The sequence below is a fragment of the Blautia sp. AF19-13LB genome (assembly GCF_003479105.1).
In the GTDB taxonomy this organism is placed as follows: domain Bacteria; phylum Bacillota; class Clostridia; order Lachnospirales; family Lachnospiraceae; genus Fusicatenibacter; species Fusicatenibacter saccharivorans.
Genome location: NZ_QUGO01000008.1, coordinates 185,237 through 199,109 on the forward strand (window position 1 = coordinate 185,237; position 13,873 = coordinate 199,109).

At 46.6% G+C, this 13,873-nt stretch carries 12 protein-coding genes and 1 tRNA gene; 8 read left to right on the forward strand and 5 right to left on the reverse strand.

Features of this window, described 5'->3' with window-relative positions; genetic code table 11:
- Positions 1-72: 72 nt before the first annotated feature.
- The 5 genes from jag to rpmH form a co-directional block, all read right to left on the reverse strand.
- Positions 73-897, reverse strand: a complete 825-nt coding sequence (gene jag, locus DWX32_RS10525) for an RNA-binding cell elongation regulator Jag/EloR (RefSeq protein WP_118659952.1) — start codon at positions 895-897, stop codon at positions 73-75.
- 13 nt (positions 898-910) lie between these two features.
- Positions 911-2,206: a YidC/Oxa1 family membrane protein insertase gene (gene yidC / locus DWX32_RS10530; RefSeq protein WP_118659954.1), complete on the reverse strand. Its 1,296-nt coding sequence runs from the start codon at positions 2,204-2,206 to the stop codon at positions 911-913.
- Between the two features lie 23 nt (positions 2,207-2,229).
- On the reverse strand, positions 2,230-2,439 hold the full coding sequence (gene yidD / locus DWX32_RS10535; RefSeq protein WP_022462271.1) for a membrane protein insertion efficiency factor YidD: 210 nt from the start codon (positions 2,437-2,439) through the stop codon (positions 2,230-2,232).
- Positions 2,436-2,783 carry a ribonuclease P protein component gene (rnpA, locus tag DWX32_RS10540; RefSeq protein WP_022462272.1) on the reverse strand — a complete coding sequence of 116 codons (348 nt, stop codon included), beginning with the start codon at positions 2,781-2,783 and terminating at the stop codon, positions 2,436-2,438. Before rnpA ends, yidD begins: the two co-directional genes overlap by 4 nt.
- A 98-nt stretch (positions 2,784-2,881) precedes the next feature.
- Positions 2,882-3,016: a 50S ribosomal protein L34 gene (gene rpmH, locus DWX32_RS10545; RefSeq protein ID WP_005952426.1), complete on the reverse strand. Its 135-nt coding sequence runs from the start codon at positions 3,014-3,016 to the stop codon at positions 2,882-2,884.
- 707 nt (positions 3,017-3,723) lie between these two features.
- Between rpmH and dnaA the strand changes: the two genes are divergently transcribed.
- The 8 genes from dnaA (at position 3,724) to DWX32_RS10585 (ending at position 13,524) form a co-directional block, all read left to right on the forward strand.
- Positions 3,724-5,064, forward strand: a complete 1,341-nt coding sequence (gene dnaA / locus DWX32_RS10550; protein ID WP_022462273.1) for a chromosomal replication initiator protein DnaA — start codon at positions 3,724-3,726, stop codon at positions 5,062-5,064.
- 342 nt (positions 5,065-5,406) lie between these two features.
- The gene (dnaN, locus tag DWX32_RS10555) at positions 5,407-6,516 is read left to right on the forward strand and encodes a DNA polymerase III subunit beta (RefSeq protein ID WP_118659956.1); all 1,110 of its coding nucleotides are present in this window, start codon (positions 5,407-5,409) and stop codon (positions 6,514-6,516) included.
- A 122-nt stretch (positions 6,517-6,638) separates the two neighbouring features.
- A complete protein-coding gene (locus DWX32_RS10560; protein WP_117802687.1) occupies positions 6,639-6,848 on the forward strand; it encodes an RNA-binding S4 domain-containing protein in 210 nt (69 codons plus the stop codon).
- A 40-nt stretch (positions 6,849-6,888) separates the two neighbouring features.
- Positions 6,889-7,986 carry a DNA replication/repair protein RecF gene (gene recF / locus DWX32_RS10565; protein ID WP_118659959.1) on the forward strand — a complete coding sequence of 366 codons (1,098 nt, stop codon included), beginning with the start codon at positions 6,889-6,891 and terminating at the stop codon, positions 7,984-7,986.
- Entirely contained in the window at positions 7,987-9,918 is a 1,932-nt protein-coding gene (gyrB, locus tag DWX32_RS10570; protein WP_055221593.1) for a DNA topoisomerase (ATP-hydrolyzing) subunit B, read from the forward strand. It abuts the gene before it with no gap.
- Between the two features lie 30 nt (positions 9,919-9,948).
- Positions 9,949-12,456, forward strand: coding sequence for a DNA gyrase subunit A (gyrA, locus tag DWX32_RS10575; RefSeq protein ID WP_118659961.1), 2,508 nt, complete (start codon positions 9,949-9,951; stop codon positions 12,454-12,456).
- A 74-nt stretch (positions 12,457-12,530) separates the two neighbouring features.
- Entirely contained in the window at positions 12,531-13,235 is a 705-nt protein-coding gene (locus DWX32_RS10580; protein ID WP_117762034.1) for a lysophospholipid acyltransferase family protein, read from the forward strand.
- A 201-nt stretch (positions 13,236-13,436) separates the two neighbouring features.
- A tRNA-Ser gene (locus tag DWX32_RS10585) sits at positions 13,437-13,524 on the forward strand.
- Positions 13,525-13,873 lie beyond the last annotated feature (349 nt).

The window sequence follows — 13,873 nt, forward strand, 5'->3', positions numbered from 1 at the left end:
GCAGAAAACCAGAAAAGACGGTACCCCGTATTTTACACAGGTACCGTCTTTTTGCATATTTTTTACGCTTTCTTATCGTTTCGGCGCTACAACTACGTGGCGGTATGGCTCGCTGCCCTCGCTGTAGGTCTCCACGAATTTATTTCCCTGCAGTGCAGAGTGGATGATTCTTCTTTCGTAAGGATTCATTGGCTCCAGAGAAACCGGTCTTCTGGTCTTTTTCACTTTGTAAGCAATGTTTCTTGCCAGATTTTCCAGTGTTTCTTTTCTGCGTTTGCGGTAGTTCTCCGTATCAAGTTTGACACGAACGTAATCCTTCTGCTCTTTGTTGACCACAAGGCTGGTCAGATACTGAAGGGAATCCAGTGTCTGTCCGCGTTTTCCGATCAGGATGCCCATATCCTCACCGGCAAAATCAACTTCAAGAGAATCGTTCTCGGCATTATACTCCATCTGGATCTCAACCGGGAGCTCCATGGCTTTGAATACACCGCTTAAGAACTCAAGTGCCGTTGCCTTGATCTGGGCGATTTCCTCGTCTGTTCTCTGAACTACTTCACGCTCTTCTCTTGGCTCGGAGCGTCTTGCAGTTTCTGCCTGACGCGGAGCAGATTTTCTTTCCGTTTCTTTCTTTACAGCTTCTTTTTTCGGCGCTTCCTTTACCGGTGCAGGAGCTGCCTCTTTTTTCTCTGGTTTCTGGGGTGCTTCCGGTTCTTTTTCCGGTGCGGCTTTTACAGCGGCACGGATCACAGCCGGTTTACTTCCGATTCCAAAGAATCCGGAACTGCCTTCGCTGATGACCTGGATCTCCAGTTTATCGCTGGCAGCCTGAAGCTCAATGCAGGCTTTTGTAATGGCGTCGTCCACGGTTTTTGCGGATACTTCGATAAACTCCATAAAGATTTACCCCCTATTTTTTCTTTTTGCTGTTCTTTTCATCAAACTGTTTTACCATGTTTGCTTTCGCAGCGATGCTTCCGGCGCGGTATTCCTGATTGCTGTTGTAATACTCAGTCGAAGCCTTTCTTGCTGCCTCTTTTTCCTCAGCAGACGGCTCTTCGTTCTCCTGTACCTGAATATTACGCACACTCTGCGTTGCAGCCTGTGTGATTTTCTGCGGCGGAAGGCCGGCTTTTTCTCTCTTCTTTGCAGCTTTTTCCTGGTTTTTGCGGATCACCTCATCCATGTCGATCGAGGACATATGGCGGTTGATGATAACCTGCTGTACACTTCGAACGAGCGCACCGGCGATCCAGTAAATACCAATACCGATGGAGAATGATAAACACATAAATGCGGAGAAAACAGGCATTACCGTGTTCATGGTCTTCATGGAATTTTCCATGGAGTTTGCTGTCTTATTTCCGTTGTTGGAAGATGGTGCCTGCGGCATCAGCTTGTAGTTCAGCCACTGGGTAAACCATGCCAGAATCGGCACCAGAATTGCTCCTGCAATCAGAAGCGCAGATCCGTTTGCCATACCCTCGCGGATGACATCCATCGGAGACTGTGTGATATTAAATCCAAGGAACATGTTGATATGCTTGGACTCCGCGGCGGTTTTTGTAATGGTATCCGCAATACCGGAGAACTCGCTGATGTCAGCCAGCTTCATCCACTGGGACGGTTTCAGCACATAAAACATGTCCAGAAGGTTATTTTCGGTTAATGTTTCACTTACTTTACTGTACATGGTAACACGGTTATCTGTGATAAACTGTGTCAGGATGTCAGAATATCCTGATACACCCATCATCTGTGTTGTCAGTCCCTGGAATACATTGCGGACACTTCCGATATATCCCGGAATATGATAGATAACCTGGTACAGTGCAAGCAGAATCGGCATCTGAATCAGCAGTGTACTGCAGCTTCCTGTCGGGGAGACACCGTATTTCTGATAAACTGCCATGGTTTCTTCAGATTTTTTCATCTGAGAAGCCTGGTCTTTTTTGTTCTGATATTTCTTTTCAATTCTCTGCAGATCCGGCTGCATTACGCTCATCATCTTCGACATCTTCTGCTGCTTGATCTGAAGCGGCGTCAGAACGAGATAAATGATAATCGTATACAGAATAATCGCAATACCGATATTCGGAATTCCAATTTTTTCCAGACAAAAATAAATTCCATTGATCAGCCAGCCGAGGATCTGGCATACCCACCCGATAATCGGCCACGTTGATTTACTCAGTACGATATCCAAAACGTCTTTTCCTCCTTATTTATCTACGGCACAGGGTCGTAACCTCCGTGTGAAAACGGGTTACATCTCAGTATTCTCCATAATGCCAGCAGACTTCCTTTGAAAGCACCATATTTCTGAATCGCTTCCAGCCCGTACTGCGAGCAGGTCGGCGTATAAGGGCAGTGCACCCTCTTCAGAGGAGACAGGTACTTCTGATAAAACCGGATACCTTTTATCAATACCGTCTTCATTTTTCTGTTTCCTTTAATATATGATGCAGTTTTCCCAGATGCAAAAGTGCTCCCTCTATCTCGAAATACGTACAGTTTTTTGCATTAACTCTTGCGATCACAACTACATCCATTCCACACTGAAATTCCTCTTCATGCAGACGATAACTCTCCCGGATCAGTCTCGCCAGATGGTGGCGCACAACGCTGTTTCCAACCTTTTTACTTACTGAAATTCCAATCCGGTTCCGTCCCAGCTGATTTTTCTTCACATACATGACCAGAAATCGGTTTGCAAACGATGTTCCCTGCTTATAAACCAGCTGAAAATCTCTGTTTTTTTTCAGGCTTTCCGAATATTTCATGAATCCATTCTTTCCTTCATGATTTGTCTAAATTTTCTTTTCATTGAATAGCTTTAGATAGAAGAAAAGACCACATAAATTTTATGCGGCCTTTGGTTTTATGCTGATAATTTTTTTCTTCCTTTTAATCTTCTTGCAGCTAAAACTTTTCTTCCACCTTTTGTGCTCATTCTTGCTCTGAATCCGTGAACTTTAGCTCTGGATCTTTTTTTCGGCTGAAATGTCATTTTCATAAGATAAGGCACCTCCTTTAAATTCTAATCAATAACTGCCTGCAAGGCAGTATTTCACTACATGTATGACAGAAAACATCATTTCAATTATATTCATAAACCCCCATTTCGTCAACCCTAAAATCAATAATTTTCGCAGTTTTTTCGGGAAAAATGCCGCTCTGACGCGGTTTTCCGGTCTGCCGCTGCCCGTGCCTTCCGTGTGCTGATTTTCGGTTTATCCACAACTTATCCACACTGTCCGCCGCACGCGTACAAATATCAGTTCGATTTTTGTGCTTTCCACACGATATCTTGTAACCGTAATCAACATTATCCACAATCTGTGGATAACCTTGTGGATAACTTTCGGTTTTGCTGTGTACAACCTGTGGGCATTTCCAATTTTTCCAGTATTTACGCCATGTATAATGTGTATATAAGTTTTCCAGACTTTACACATTTCGGTTTTTCCAGCCCTCTATCCACAATTTTATCAACATAAGATTCCCTGTTATCCACAAACTATCCTCCATTTCATCAACAGGAAAATTTTTTACACATTCTGTGGATAAAAAAATAATTATCCACATTTTTGGGTTGAATAAAACGGCATTTTATTATATCATATAGAAGTAAAAATGCGACTATTCGGGGAAAATTTCGTTTTTCAGACAGAAGTTATCCCCAAAAAGCAATGATTATAGAAGCGGAGCGACAGAAAAAGCATGGAAATCGTACAAGATAAATGGAAAGAAATACTGCAGAGAGTGCGGGACGAGCACGAATTATCTGAGATCTCCTTTACTACATGGATTGAACCACTTACGATCCATTCGGTTGAGGACAATCTGATCACAATCCTGGTTCCATCCGAAAAAATGGGTCTCGATTACGTGAGCAAAAAATATACTCTTCCTATTAAAGTGGCCATCGCGGAAATCACAGGTGTCAACTATGAGATCCGCTTTATTCTTCCGGAAGAAGTGAAACAGGAAAAAGCGCCTGCTCCCGTCCAGAAAAATCTCTATGTGCCGAACCTGAATCCAAAGTATACCTTTGATACCTTCGTGGTCGGCAGCAATAACAAATTTGCCCATGCAGCTTCTCTCGCCGTGGCCGAATCCCCGGGAGAAATCTACAATCCGCTGTTTTTATACGGTGGTGTTGGACTGGGCAAAACCCATCTGATGCACTCGATCGCACATTTTATTCTTCAAAAGAACCCGTCTTCGCGGATTCTCTACGTAACGAGTGAAGAATTTACAAATGAAGTCATCGAGGCCATCCGAAACAGCAACAACACCGCAATGACCAAATTCCGTGAGAAATACCGCAATATCGACGTACTTCTCATCGATGATGTGCAGTTTATTATAGGAAAGGAATCCACGCAGGAAGAGTTTTTCCATACCTTCAATACGCTGCACGGCGCCAACAAACAGATCATCCTTTCTTCGGATCGTCCCCCGAAAGACATGGATATCCTGGAAGACCGCATCCGTTCCCGTTTCGAATGGGGACTCCTTGCCGACATCCAGAGCCCGGATTATGAAACGCGAATCGCCATCCTCCGCAAAAAGCAGGAACTCGACGGCTATTCCGTCAGCGACGATGTGATCGAATACATCGCTTCCAATATTAAATCGAACATCCGTGAATTAGAAGGCGCTCTCAACAAAATCATTGCATACGCAAACCTTGAAAAACGTGAAATCAACATTGATCTTGCAGAACAGGTGCTGCGCGATATCATCTCCCCAAACGAGAAGAAGGTCATCACGCCGGAATTTATCATCGACACCGTTGCAGATCACTTCGATATTACGCCGTCCGACATTGTCGGCAGCAAGCGGAGCAGCAAAATCGTATTCCCGCGCCAGATCGCAATGTATCTGTGCCGCGAAATGCTCGATGCCCCGCTGACCGGAATCGGAAAAATGATGGGCGACCGCGATCATACCACTGTCATGCACGGCATTGAGAAGATCGAAAAGGAAATGAGTGCCAAAGACAGTGTCCGCAACACGGTAGATATCTTAAAGAAGAAGATTAACCCGTCTAAATAAGCGGCATAGCTGTAACTCTGTCAAAACAGTTCGAACCAATCTACATTTATATAAGAAGAAACGCATCGGTTTACAGGCCCTTATTTATGCACAAACCGATGTGGAAAGCCTGTGGATGAATTGTGGACAAATTTGGAGCCTGAAGTTATCAACATTTCATACACAGGTTCACGTTCGATTATTCACAGAGTTATACAGATCCATTTTTCCAGTATTTCCGCATTCTCGAAGGGGTTATCCACATATCCACAGCCCCTACGACTAAGACTACGGATTTTTACTATATTTTTTCTTTATAAGCATACTCACCCAGCCGTGAGGAAAGGAGAGTTATCCACAATTATGAAATTAGTGTTTGACAAAGCAGACCTTGTAAAAAGCGTTGCCATTGCGATGAAAGCTGTTTCCGGTAAAACTACGATGCCAATTCTGCAGTGTATCCTGATTGATGCATCTTCCAGCCAGATCAAGTTTACCTCCAACGATATGGAACTCGGAATTGAGACCCTTGTCACAGGTATGATTCTGGAACGCGGTATTGTTGCTCTGGATGCAAAGATTTTTTCTGAGATCGTAAGAAAACTTCCGGATAATCAGGTTACAATAGAAACAGATGAAAATCTGCTAACCACGATTACGTGTGAAAAAGCAAAATTCAACATTCCGGGACAGTCAGGAGAAGATTTTTCCTATCTGCCGATTCTCGAAACTTCCGATTGTGTTTCCATTTCCCAGTTCACCTTAAAAGAACTGATCCGTCAGACCATTTTCTCCATTGCAGCCAATGAGAACAACAAACTGATGACCGGTGAGCTGTTTGAAATCAAAGATAACACACTTCGCGTCGTATCTCTGGACGGACACCGTATTGCGATCCGCAAAATTGAGCTGAAAAATTCGTATCTGGACCGAAAAGTCGTTGTTCCGGGAAAAACCCTGAACGAAATCAGCAAAATTCTGTCCGGCGAGATGGATGATCAGATTGATATTTACTTCTCGGAAAACCACATTATGTTCAAGTTCGATGATACAACGGTCGTTTCCAGACTGATCGACGGTGAATATTTCCGCATCGACCAGATGCTTTCGAGTGATTACGAGACAAAAGTGACGATCAACAAAAAAGAATTCTTAAGCTGTATCGACCGTGCGACACTTCTTGTCAAAGAAGGCGACAAAAAACCGATCATCATCGACATCCAGGATGGAGCGATGGAACTGCAGATCAACTCCGCGATGGGTTCCATGAAAGAAGAGATCGATATCAACAAAGAAGGCAAGGATATTATGATCGGTTTTAACCCGAAATTCCTGATCGATGCACTTCGTGTTATTGACGACGAGGAAATTTCGATTTATCTGGTCAACCCGAAGGCTCCATGTTTTATCCGGAACGAAGAAGAGAGCTATATCTATCTGATTCTGCCGGTAAACTTCAATTCCGTGAGATAAGTCACATAAGTTTGAAATCTGCCGGAACCTTTTCTGAAAGAACTTTCAGCGGTTTTACAGCCACACAGGTTGAAAACTGCGAACTTACGTGAGGAAAAGGCACGGCAGTGCAGGAGGAAAAAATGGAAATTATTACGCTGCGTGAAGATTACATCAAACTGGGCCAGGCATTAAAAGCTGCGGCTCTGGTAGAAGACGGCGTGGAAGCAAAGCTCGTCATCAAGGACGGCGAAGTGACCGTAAACGGTGAAGTAGATACCCGCCGCGGCCGCAAGCTCTATGACGGAGATATTGTCTGCTACAATGGAAATGAGATACAAATTAAAAAATAAGGCTTAAAAACTTAAGCTGATTTTTCACGGACGAGTGCTCATGTATATCAAATCTTTAGAACTGAAGAACTATCGGAATTATGAAAACTTATGCATAAATATCAGCCCCGGAACGAATATTCTCTACGGCGACAATGCCCAGGGAAAGACGAATATTCTCGAGGCTTTATATCTGGCGGGTACGACGAAATCGCACCGCGGCAGCAAGGACCGCGAAATCATCCAGTTTGACCGGGAAGAAGCCCATATCCGGATGATGGTGGAACGGAACGGCAGCACGCATAAAATCGATATGCATCTGAAAAAAAATAAATCCAAGGGAATCGCCATCGATGGAGTTCCGATCCGCAAAGCGTCGGAACTTTTTGGCATTGTAAATATTGTGTTTTTCTCTCCGGAGGACCTGAATATCATCAAAAACGGTCCTGCGGAGCGCCGGCGTTTCCTCGATAGCGAAATTTGTCAATTGTCAAGACTATACATGATCGAGCTTGCCAATTATAATAAAGTGGTGGCACAGAGAAACAAGCTGCTTAAAGAGATTTCGTTTTCCGGCAGAATGGCGGATACGCTCGAGATCTGGGATGAGCAGATGGTCCGCTATGGAAAAAGCATTATTTCCGAGCGGAAAAAGTTTATCAGCCGCCTGAATGATATTTTATCCGAGATCCATCAGAATCTGACCGGAGGAAAGGAGCGGATTCTGATTACCTATGAACCGAATGTGTCCGAGGAAGCGTTTTCCGAAGAGTTAAAAGCCGGAAGAGAGCGTGATCTGCGTTTCGGACAGTCCTACACCGGGCCGCACCGGGACGATTTCTGTGTGCGGGTCAACGACATTGATATCCGTAAATACGGTTCCCAGGGGCAGCAGAGGACGGCGGCGCTTTCGCTGAAACTGGCGGAGATCCGTCTGGTCGAGGAGGAAATTCACGATACACCGGTTTTACTGCTGGATGATGTTTTGTCGGAGCTGGACGGCAGCCGGCAGAATTATCTTCTGCAGAGCATTCACAGCATACAGACACTGATTACCTGTACCGGACTGGACGAGTTTGTCGAAAATCATTTTGAGGCAAACAGCGTATTCCAGGTGGTCGAGGGGTCTGTGTTTCACAAAGAAACAGGAGGAATCTAAATGAGTACAGAGAACATGGAAAAGACAGAGTATGGTGCAGACCAGATTCAGATTCTGGAGGGTCTGGAAGCCGTACGGAAGCGCCCAGGTATGTATATCGGCAGTACCTCCGCACGGGGACTTCACCATCTGGTCTATGAGATTGTCGACAACTCGGTAGACGAGGCACTGGCAGGATACTGCAAAAATATTGACGTTACGATTAACCCGGACAACTCCATCACCGTCATCGACGACGGCCGTGGTATTCCGGTCGGCATCAATCATAAGTCGGGCCTTCCGGCCGTTGAGGTTGTCTTTACGGTGCTGCACGCAGGCGGAAAGTTCGGCGGCGGAGGGTACAAGGTATCCGGCGGTCTGCACGGCGTTGGTGCATCCGTTGTAAATGCGCTGTCCAACTGGCTTGAGGTGCGCGTTTATCACGATGGAAAGGTTTACTTCCAGCGGTATGAGCGCGGAAAAACCATGAATAAGCTGGAGGTCATCGATACCTGTCCGATCGAAAAAACAGGTACCGAGGTCCGTTTCCTGCCGGATGACACGATGTTCGAGGAGACGGTTTATGATTACGACGTTTTAAAAACAAGACTCCGCGAGACCGCATTTCTGACCAAGGGACTGCGCATTGTTCTGCGCGATCTGCGCACGGATCCGGTAGTGGAAAAAGCATTCCACTACGAGGGCGGTATCAAAGAGTTTGTCAGCTACCTGAACAAGAGCAAAACGGCGCTCTACCCGGACATCATCTACTGCGAGGGAGAAAGAGACGGCGTTCTCGTTGAGGTTGCGATGCAGCACAACGATTCCTATCAGGAAAATACGTACGGTTTTGTCAACAACATTACGACGCCGGAGGGCGGTACCCATATCGTGGGCTTCCGGAATGCGCTGACGAAAACCTTTAATGAATATGCAAGAGCAAATAAACTGTTAAAAGACAGCGAACCGAACCTGACCGGAGAGGATATCCGCGAGGGTATGACGGCGATTGTCAGCATCAAAATCGAGGAGCCGCAGTTCGAGGGCCAGACAAAGCAGAAACTTGGAAACAGCGAGGCGAGAGGAGCAGTCGACAATATCGTGAGCACCCAGCTCGAGCTGTTCCTGGAGCAGAACCCGGCTGTCGCAAAAACGATCATTGAAAAGTCCCTGCTTTCCCAGCGTGCGAGAGAGGCTGCAAGAAAAGCGCGTGACCTGACGAGAAGAAAATCCGCACTGGACGGTATGTCCCTGCCTGGAAAACTGGCAGACTGCACCGACAAGGATCCGAAAAACTGTGAGATCTTCCTGGTCGAGGGAGATTCCGCGGGCGGTTCCGCAAAATCCGCGAGAAGCCGTGCAACGCAGGCGATCCTGCCTCTGCGTGGAAAAATCCTGAATGTAGAGAAAGCACGTCTCGATAAAATTTATGCCAATGCCGAGATCAAAGCGATGATTACGGCATTCGGAACCGGAATCCACGACGATTTCGATATCACCAAACTGCGCTACGACAAGATCATCATCATGACCGATGCCGATGTCGACGGCGCGCACATCGACACACTGATGCTGACGTTCCTGTACCGCTTCATGCCGGAGCTGATCAAACAGGGCCACGTTTACCTGGCACAGCCGCCGCTGTTCAAGATTGAGAAAAACAAAAAAGTATGGTACGCATACGACGACGATCAGATGAATCAGATCCTCAATGAGATCGGACGCGGAGATAATAAGATCCAGCGTTACAAAGGACTGGGAGAGATGGATGCGGAGCAGCTCTGGGAGACCACCATGGACCCGGAACGCCGTGTTCTGCGCCGCGTTGTGTTCGATGAAGAGTATTCTTCTGAAATTGATCTTACCTTCAATACGCTCATGGGCGACAAGGTAGAACCGCGCCGTGACTTTATCGAAGAGAGAGCAAAATACGCAAACAACCTGGATATCTAAAAAGTCCTGTGAACTGAAGTGGAGGAAAAGATGGAAGATAATGTTTTTGATAAAATTCACGAGGTCGATCTGAAAGACACGATGGAGGAATCCTACATCAACTACGCGATGAGCGTAATTGCATCCCGTGCACTTCCAGACGTCCGCGATGGCTTAAAGCCGGTACAGAGACGTATTCTGTACTCCATGAGTGAACTGAACAATACGCCGGATAAGCCGCACCGTAAGTGCGCGCGTATCGTCGGTGATACGATGGGTAAATATCACCCGCACGGCGACAGCTCTATCTACGGAGCACTCGTCAACATGGCACAGGACTGGGCAACCCGTTATCCGATGGTGGACGGCCATGGAAACTTCGGTTCCGTCGACGGCGACGGCGCTGCGGCTATGCGATACACCGAGGCACGTTTAAGCAAAATCTCGATGGAGATGCTGGCGGATATCAACAAAGACACCGTAGACTTCGCCCCGAACTTTGATGAAACCGAAAAAGAGCCTGTTGTTATGCCGGCCCGCTACCCGAACCTTCTGGTAAACGGTACTTCCGGTATCGCAGTCGGTATGGCAACGAACATCCCGCCGCACAATCTGCGCGAGGTGGTAAGTGCCATTGTAAAAATTATTGATAATATCATCGAGGAGGACCGTACGACAGATCTCGAGGAGATTCTCGGCATTGTAAAAGGCCCTGACTTCCCGACGGGAGCAGAAATTCTCGGTACCCGCGGTATCGACGAGGCTTACCGTACCGGCCGCGGTAAAATCCGTGTTCGTGCGGTATCAAACATCGAGACACTGCCGAACGGAAAGAGCGAGATCATCGTAACCGAGATCCCGTACATGGTAAACAAGGCGCGCCTGATCGAGAACATCGCCGCGCTGGTAAGAGATAAAAAGATCGACGGCATCACCGGCATTGCGGACCACTCCAACCGTGAGGGTATGCGCATCTGTATCGAACTGCGCCGCGACGCCAATGCAAACGTCATCTTAAACCAGCTGTACAAACATACCCAGATGCAGGATACCTTTGGTGTGATCATGCTTGCACTGGTAAACAATCAGCCGAAAGTCATGAACCTTCTGGAGATGCTGACGTATTATCTGCAGCACCAGGAAGAGGTTGTGACGAGAAGAACGAAATACGACCTGAACAAAGCGCAGGAGAGAAGCCATATTCTGGAAGGACTCTTAAAAGCGCTTGACCATATTGACGAAGTGATCCATATCATCCGTGCATCCGCGAATGCGGCAGAGGCAAAGAAGAACCTGATGGAACGCTTCGATCTGAGTGATGCCCAGGCCCAGGCAATCGTAGACATGCGTCTGCGCGCTCTGACCGGTCTGGAACGGGAGAAGCTCGAGAACGAGTACAAAGAGCTGATGGCGCGCATCGAGCAGTTAAAAGCCATCCTCGCAGACCGCAAGGTGCTTCTTGGCGTTATCCGCAGGGAGATTCTGAACGTATCCGAAAAATACGGCGATGACAGAAGAACTTCCATCGGCTTTGATGAGTACGATCTCTCCATGGAGGATCTGATTCCGCGCGAGAATACCGTCATCACCATGACGAAACTGGGCTATATCAAACGTATGACCGTTGACAACTTCCGCAGCCAGAACCGCGGCGGCAAGGGAATCAAGGGCATGCAGACCATCGAGGACGACTACATCGAGGAGCTTCTGATGACGACGACCCATCATTACCTCATGTTCTTTACGAATACGGGAAGAGTCTACCGTCTGAAAGCATACGAGATTCCGGAGGCGTCCAGAACCGCAAGAGGAACGGCGATTGTCAACCTTCTCCAGCTGCAGCCGGGAGAGAAGATTACCGCTGTTATTCCAATGCGCAAATATGAGAAGGGCCATTATCTGTTTATGGCAACGAAAAAGGGACTGGTGAAGAAGACGCCGCTCGAAGAGTACGAGAACGTCAGAAAAACGGGTCTTGCTGCCATTGCGCTCCGCGATGATGATGAACTGATTGAAGTTAAGACAACTGATAACGAGAAAGAGATTATTCTGGTAACGAAATTCGGCCAGTGTATCCGCTTTAAGGAAAACGATGTGCGTACGACAGGCCGTGTTTCCATGGGTGTACGCGGCATCAACCTTCTGGACGGCGATGAAGTAGTCGGCATGCAGATCTGCACGCAGGGAGACTATCTCCTTGTCGTATCCGAAAACGGCATGGGCAAACGGACGCCGATGGCAGAGTTTACCGTACAGCTCCGCGGCGGCAAGGGTGTCAAATGCTATAAGATTACCGAAAAGACCGGAAACCTGATCGGTTCCAAGGCGGTCAACGAGGATAATGAGATCATGATGATCACCACAGAGGGAATCATCATCCGTACACCATGCTCCGGCATTTCTGTTATGGGACGTATCACGTCCGGTGTCAAGCTGATGGATGTGGACGGTGAAATCAAGGTTGCCAGCATTGCAAAGGTAAGAGACAAAGAGGCATCCGAGGAGACTCCGGTTTCGGTGGAAGAGACCGAAAGTGCTTCTGAGGAAACGAAGGAATAATACAGCGTCGCAAAACGTGTCTGAGAGAAAAAAGCTCAGGCACGTTTTTCTCGTTTGGGGAAGGGGAGAAAAATATGAAACGAATTTTACTGATGGTGCTGCGGAATCTGCTTCTGGTTCCGTGGATGTGGTGCCGGCTCTGTTACCATGCAGCGCATCCGGACAAGTACAGTCTGGAAGAGCACTTTAAAATGCTGCGCTTTATTGTACAGCGGGCGAACAAAGGCGGAAACGTCATTGTGGAATCCTATGGAGCAGAAAATCTTCCGGAGCAGGACGGTTTTGTGATGTATCCGAATCACCAGGGACTGTACGATGTGCTGGCGATCGCAGGAGCGTGCTCGCGTACCTTTACAGTTGTTGCCAAAAAAGAGGTAGAGCATATTCCGTTTTTAAAACAGGTCTTTGCGTGCATCCACGCGCTGTTTATGGACCGGGAGAATCTGCGGCAGTCAATGCAGGTTATCAATGAGGCGGCCGATGCCGTAAAAGAAGGCAAAAACGTCATTCTGTTTCCGGAAGGAACGAGGAGCAGAAAGGGAAACCAGCTGCTGGAGTTTAAAAGCGGCAGCTTCAAGATCGCAGTAAAAGCAAAATGCCCGATCGTGCCGGTTGCGTTAAAAAACTGTTTTGTTCCGTTTGACTCCAATACCGTCCGTCCCGTAACGGTAGAAGTCCATTTTCTCGACCCGATCCCATACGAGGAATACCAGGGAATGAAGACAACAGAGATTGCCGAGATGGTAAAGAAGAGAATTGAAGCCGTCGTAACCGCGTAGCGGTTTCAGAAAAGAGCGTGATATGCGCTCTTTTCTGCTATTCTGGGGGCTGATTTGGGTTCTGTAAGGCATATTTTCTATAATAGTAAGAAAAAAACAAAAAATTCGAAAAAACGGGTTGACAAGAACGTAAGGTTTTTGTATAATAAACCATGCGTCACGAATGAGTGACTGCACATATCATTTTATATTTAGGCATTTGGAGAAGTACTCAAGTGGCTGAAGAGGCGCCCCTGCTAAGGGTGTAGGTCGGGTAACCGGCGCGAGGGTTCAAATCCCTCCTTCTCCGTTTAAAAGCCAAAAACAAAATGATATTTTTTGTGGAAAAAGTTCTTGACAAACAGTTTCACATCTGATAAGATAGCAGAGTTGGTGATAGGTTTGAAAAAACTAATCCAAAAAATAAATTAAAAAAGTTCTTGACAAAAGCGAATGAGTTTGATAAAATAAACGAGTTGCTGATTGAAAGAACAGCGAAGAAGTTAAAAAAACTTCAAAAAATAAATCAAAAAAGTTCTTGACAAACGAAAAGCTCTGTGGTAAAATAAACGAGTTGATCCGAGTCGGAACAGCAAAGATCCTTGATAATTAAACAATGAAACACATCCTCGAAAGTTCTGAATAAGTAATTCAAAACG

What these genes read in the sequence shown, in the direction of transcription:
- gyrA (WP_118659961.1), top strand. Translation starts at nt 9,949, where the DNA reads ATGGAAGATAATGTTTTTGATAAAATTCACGAGGTCGATCTGAAAGAC.
- rnpA (WP_022462272.1), bottom strand. Translation starts at nt 2,783, where the DNA reads ATGAAATATTCGGAAAGCCTGAAAAAAAACAGAGATTTTCAGCTGGTT.
- rpmH (WP_005952426.1), bottom strand. Translation starts at nt 3,016, where the DNA reads ATGAAAATGACATTTCAGCCGAAAAAAAGATCCAGAGCTAAAGTTCAC.
- DWX32_RS10560 (WP_117802687.1), top strand. Translation starts at nt 6,639, where the DNA reads ATGGAAATTATTACGCTGCGTGAAGATTACATCAAACTGGGCCAGGCA.
- DWX32_RS10580 (WP_117762034.1), top strand. Translation starts at nt 12,531, where the DNA reads ATGAAACGAATTTTACTGATGGTGCTGCGGAATCTGCTTCTGGTTCCG.
- yidD (WP_022462271.1), bottom strand. Translation starts at nt 2,439, where the DNA reads ATGAAGACGGTATTGATAAAAGGTATCCGGTTTTATCAGAAGTACCTG.
- gyrB (WP_055221593.1), top strand. Translation starts at nt 7,987, where the DNA reads ATGAGTACAGAGAACATGGAAAAGACAGAGTATGGTGCAGACCAGATT.
- jag (WP_118659952.1), bottom strand. Translation starts at nt 897, where the DNA reads ATGGAGTTTATCGAAGTATCCGCAAAAACCGTGGACGACGCCATTACA.
- dnaN (WP_118659956.1), top strand. Translation starts at nt 5,407, where the DNA reads ATGAAATTAGTGTTTGACAAAGCAGACCTTGTAAAAAGCGTTGCCATT.
- dnaA (WP_022462273.1), top strand. Translation starts at nt 3,724, where the DNA reads ATGGAAATCGTACAAGATAAATGGAAAGAAATACTGCAGAGAGTGCGG.
- recF (WP_118659959.1), top strand. Translation starts at nt 6,889, where the DNA reads ATGTATATCAAATCTTTAGAACTGAAGAACTATCGGAATTATGAAAAC.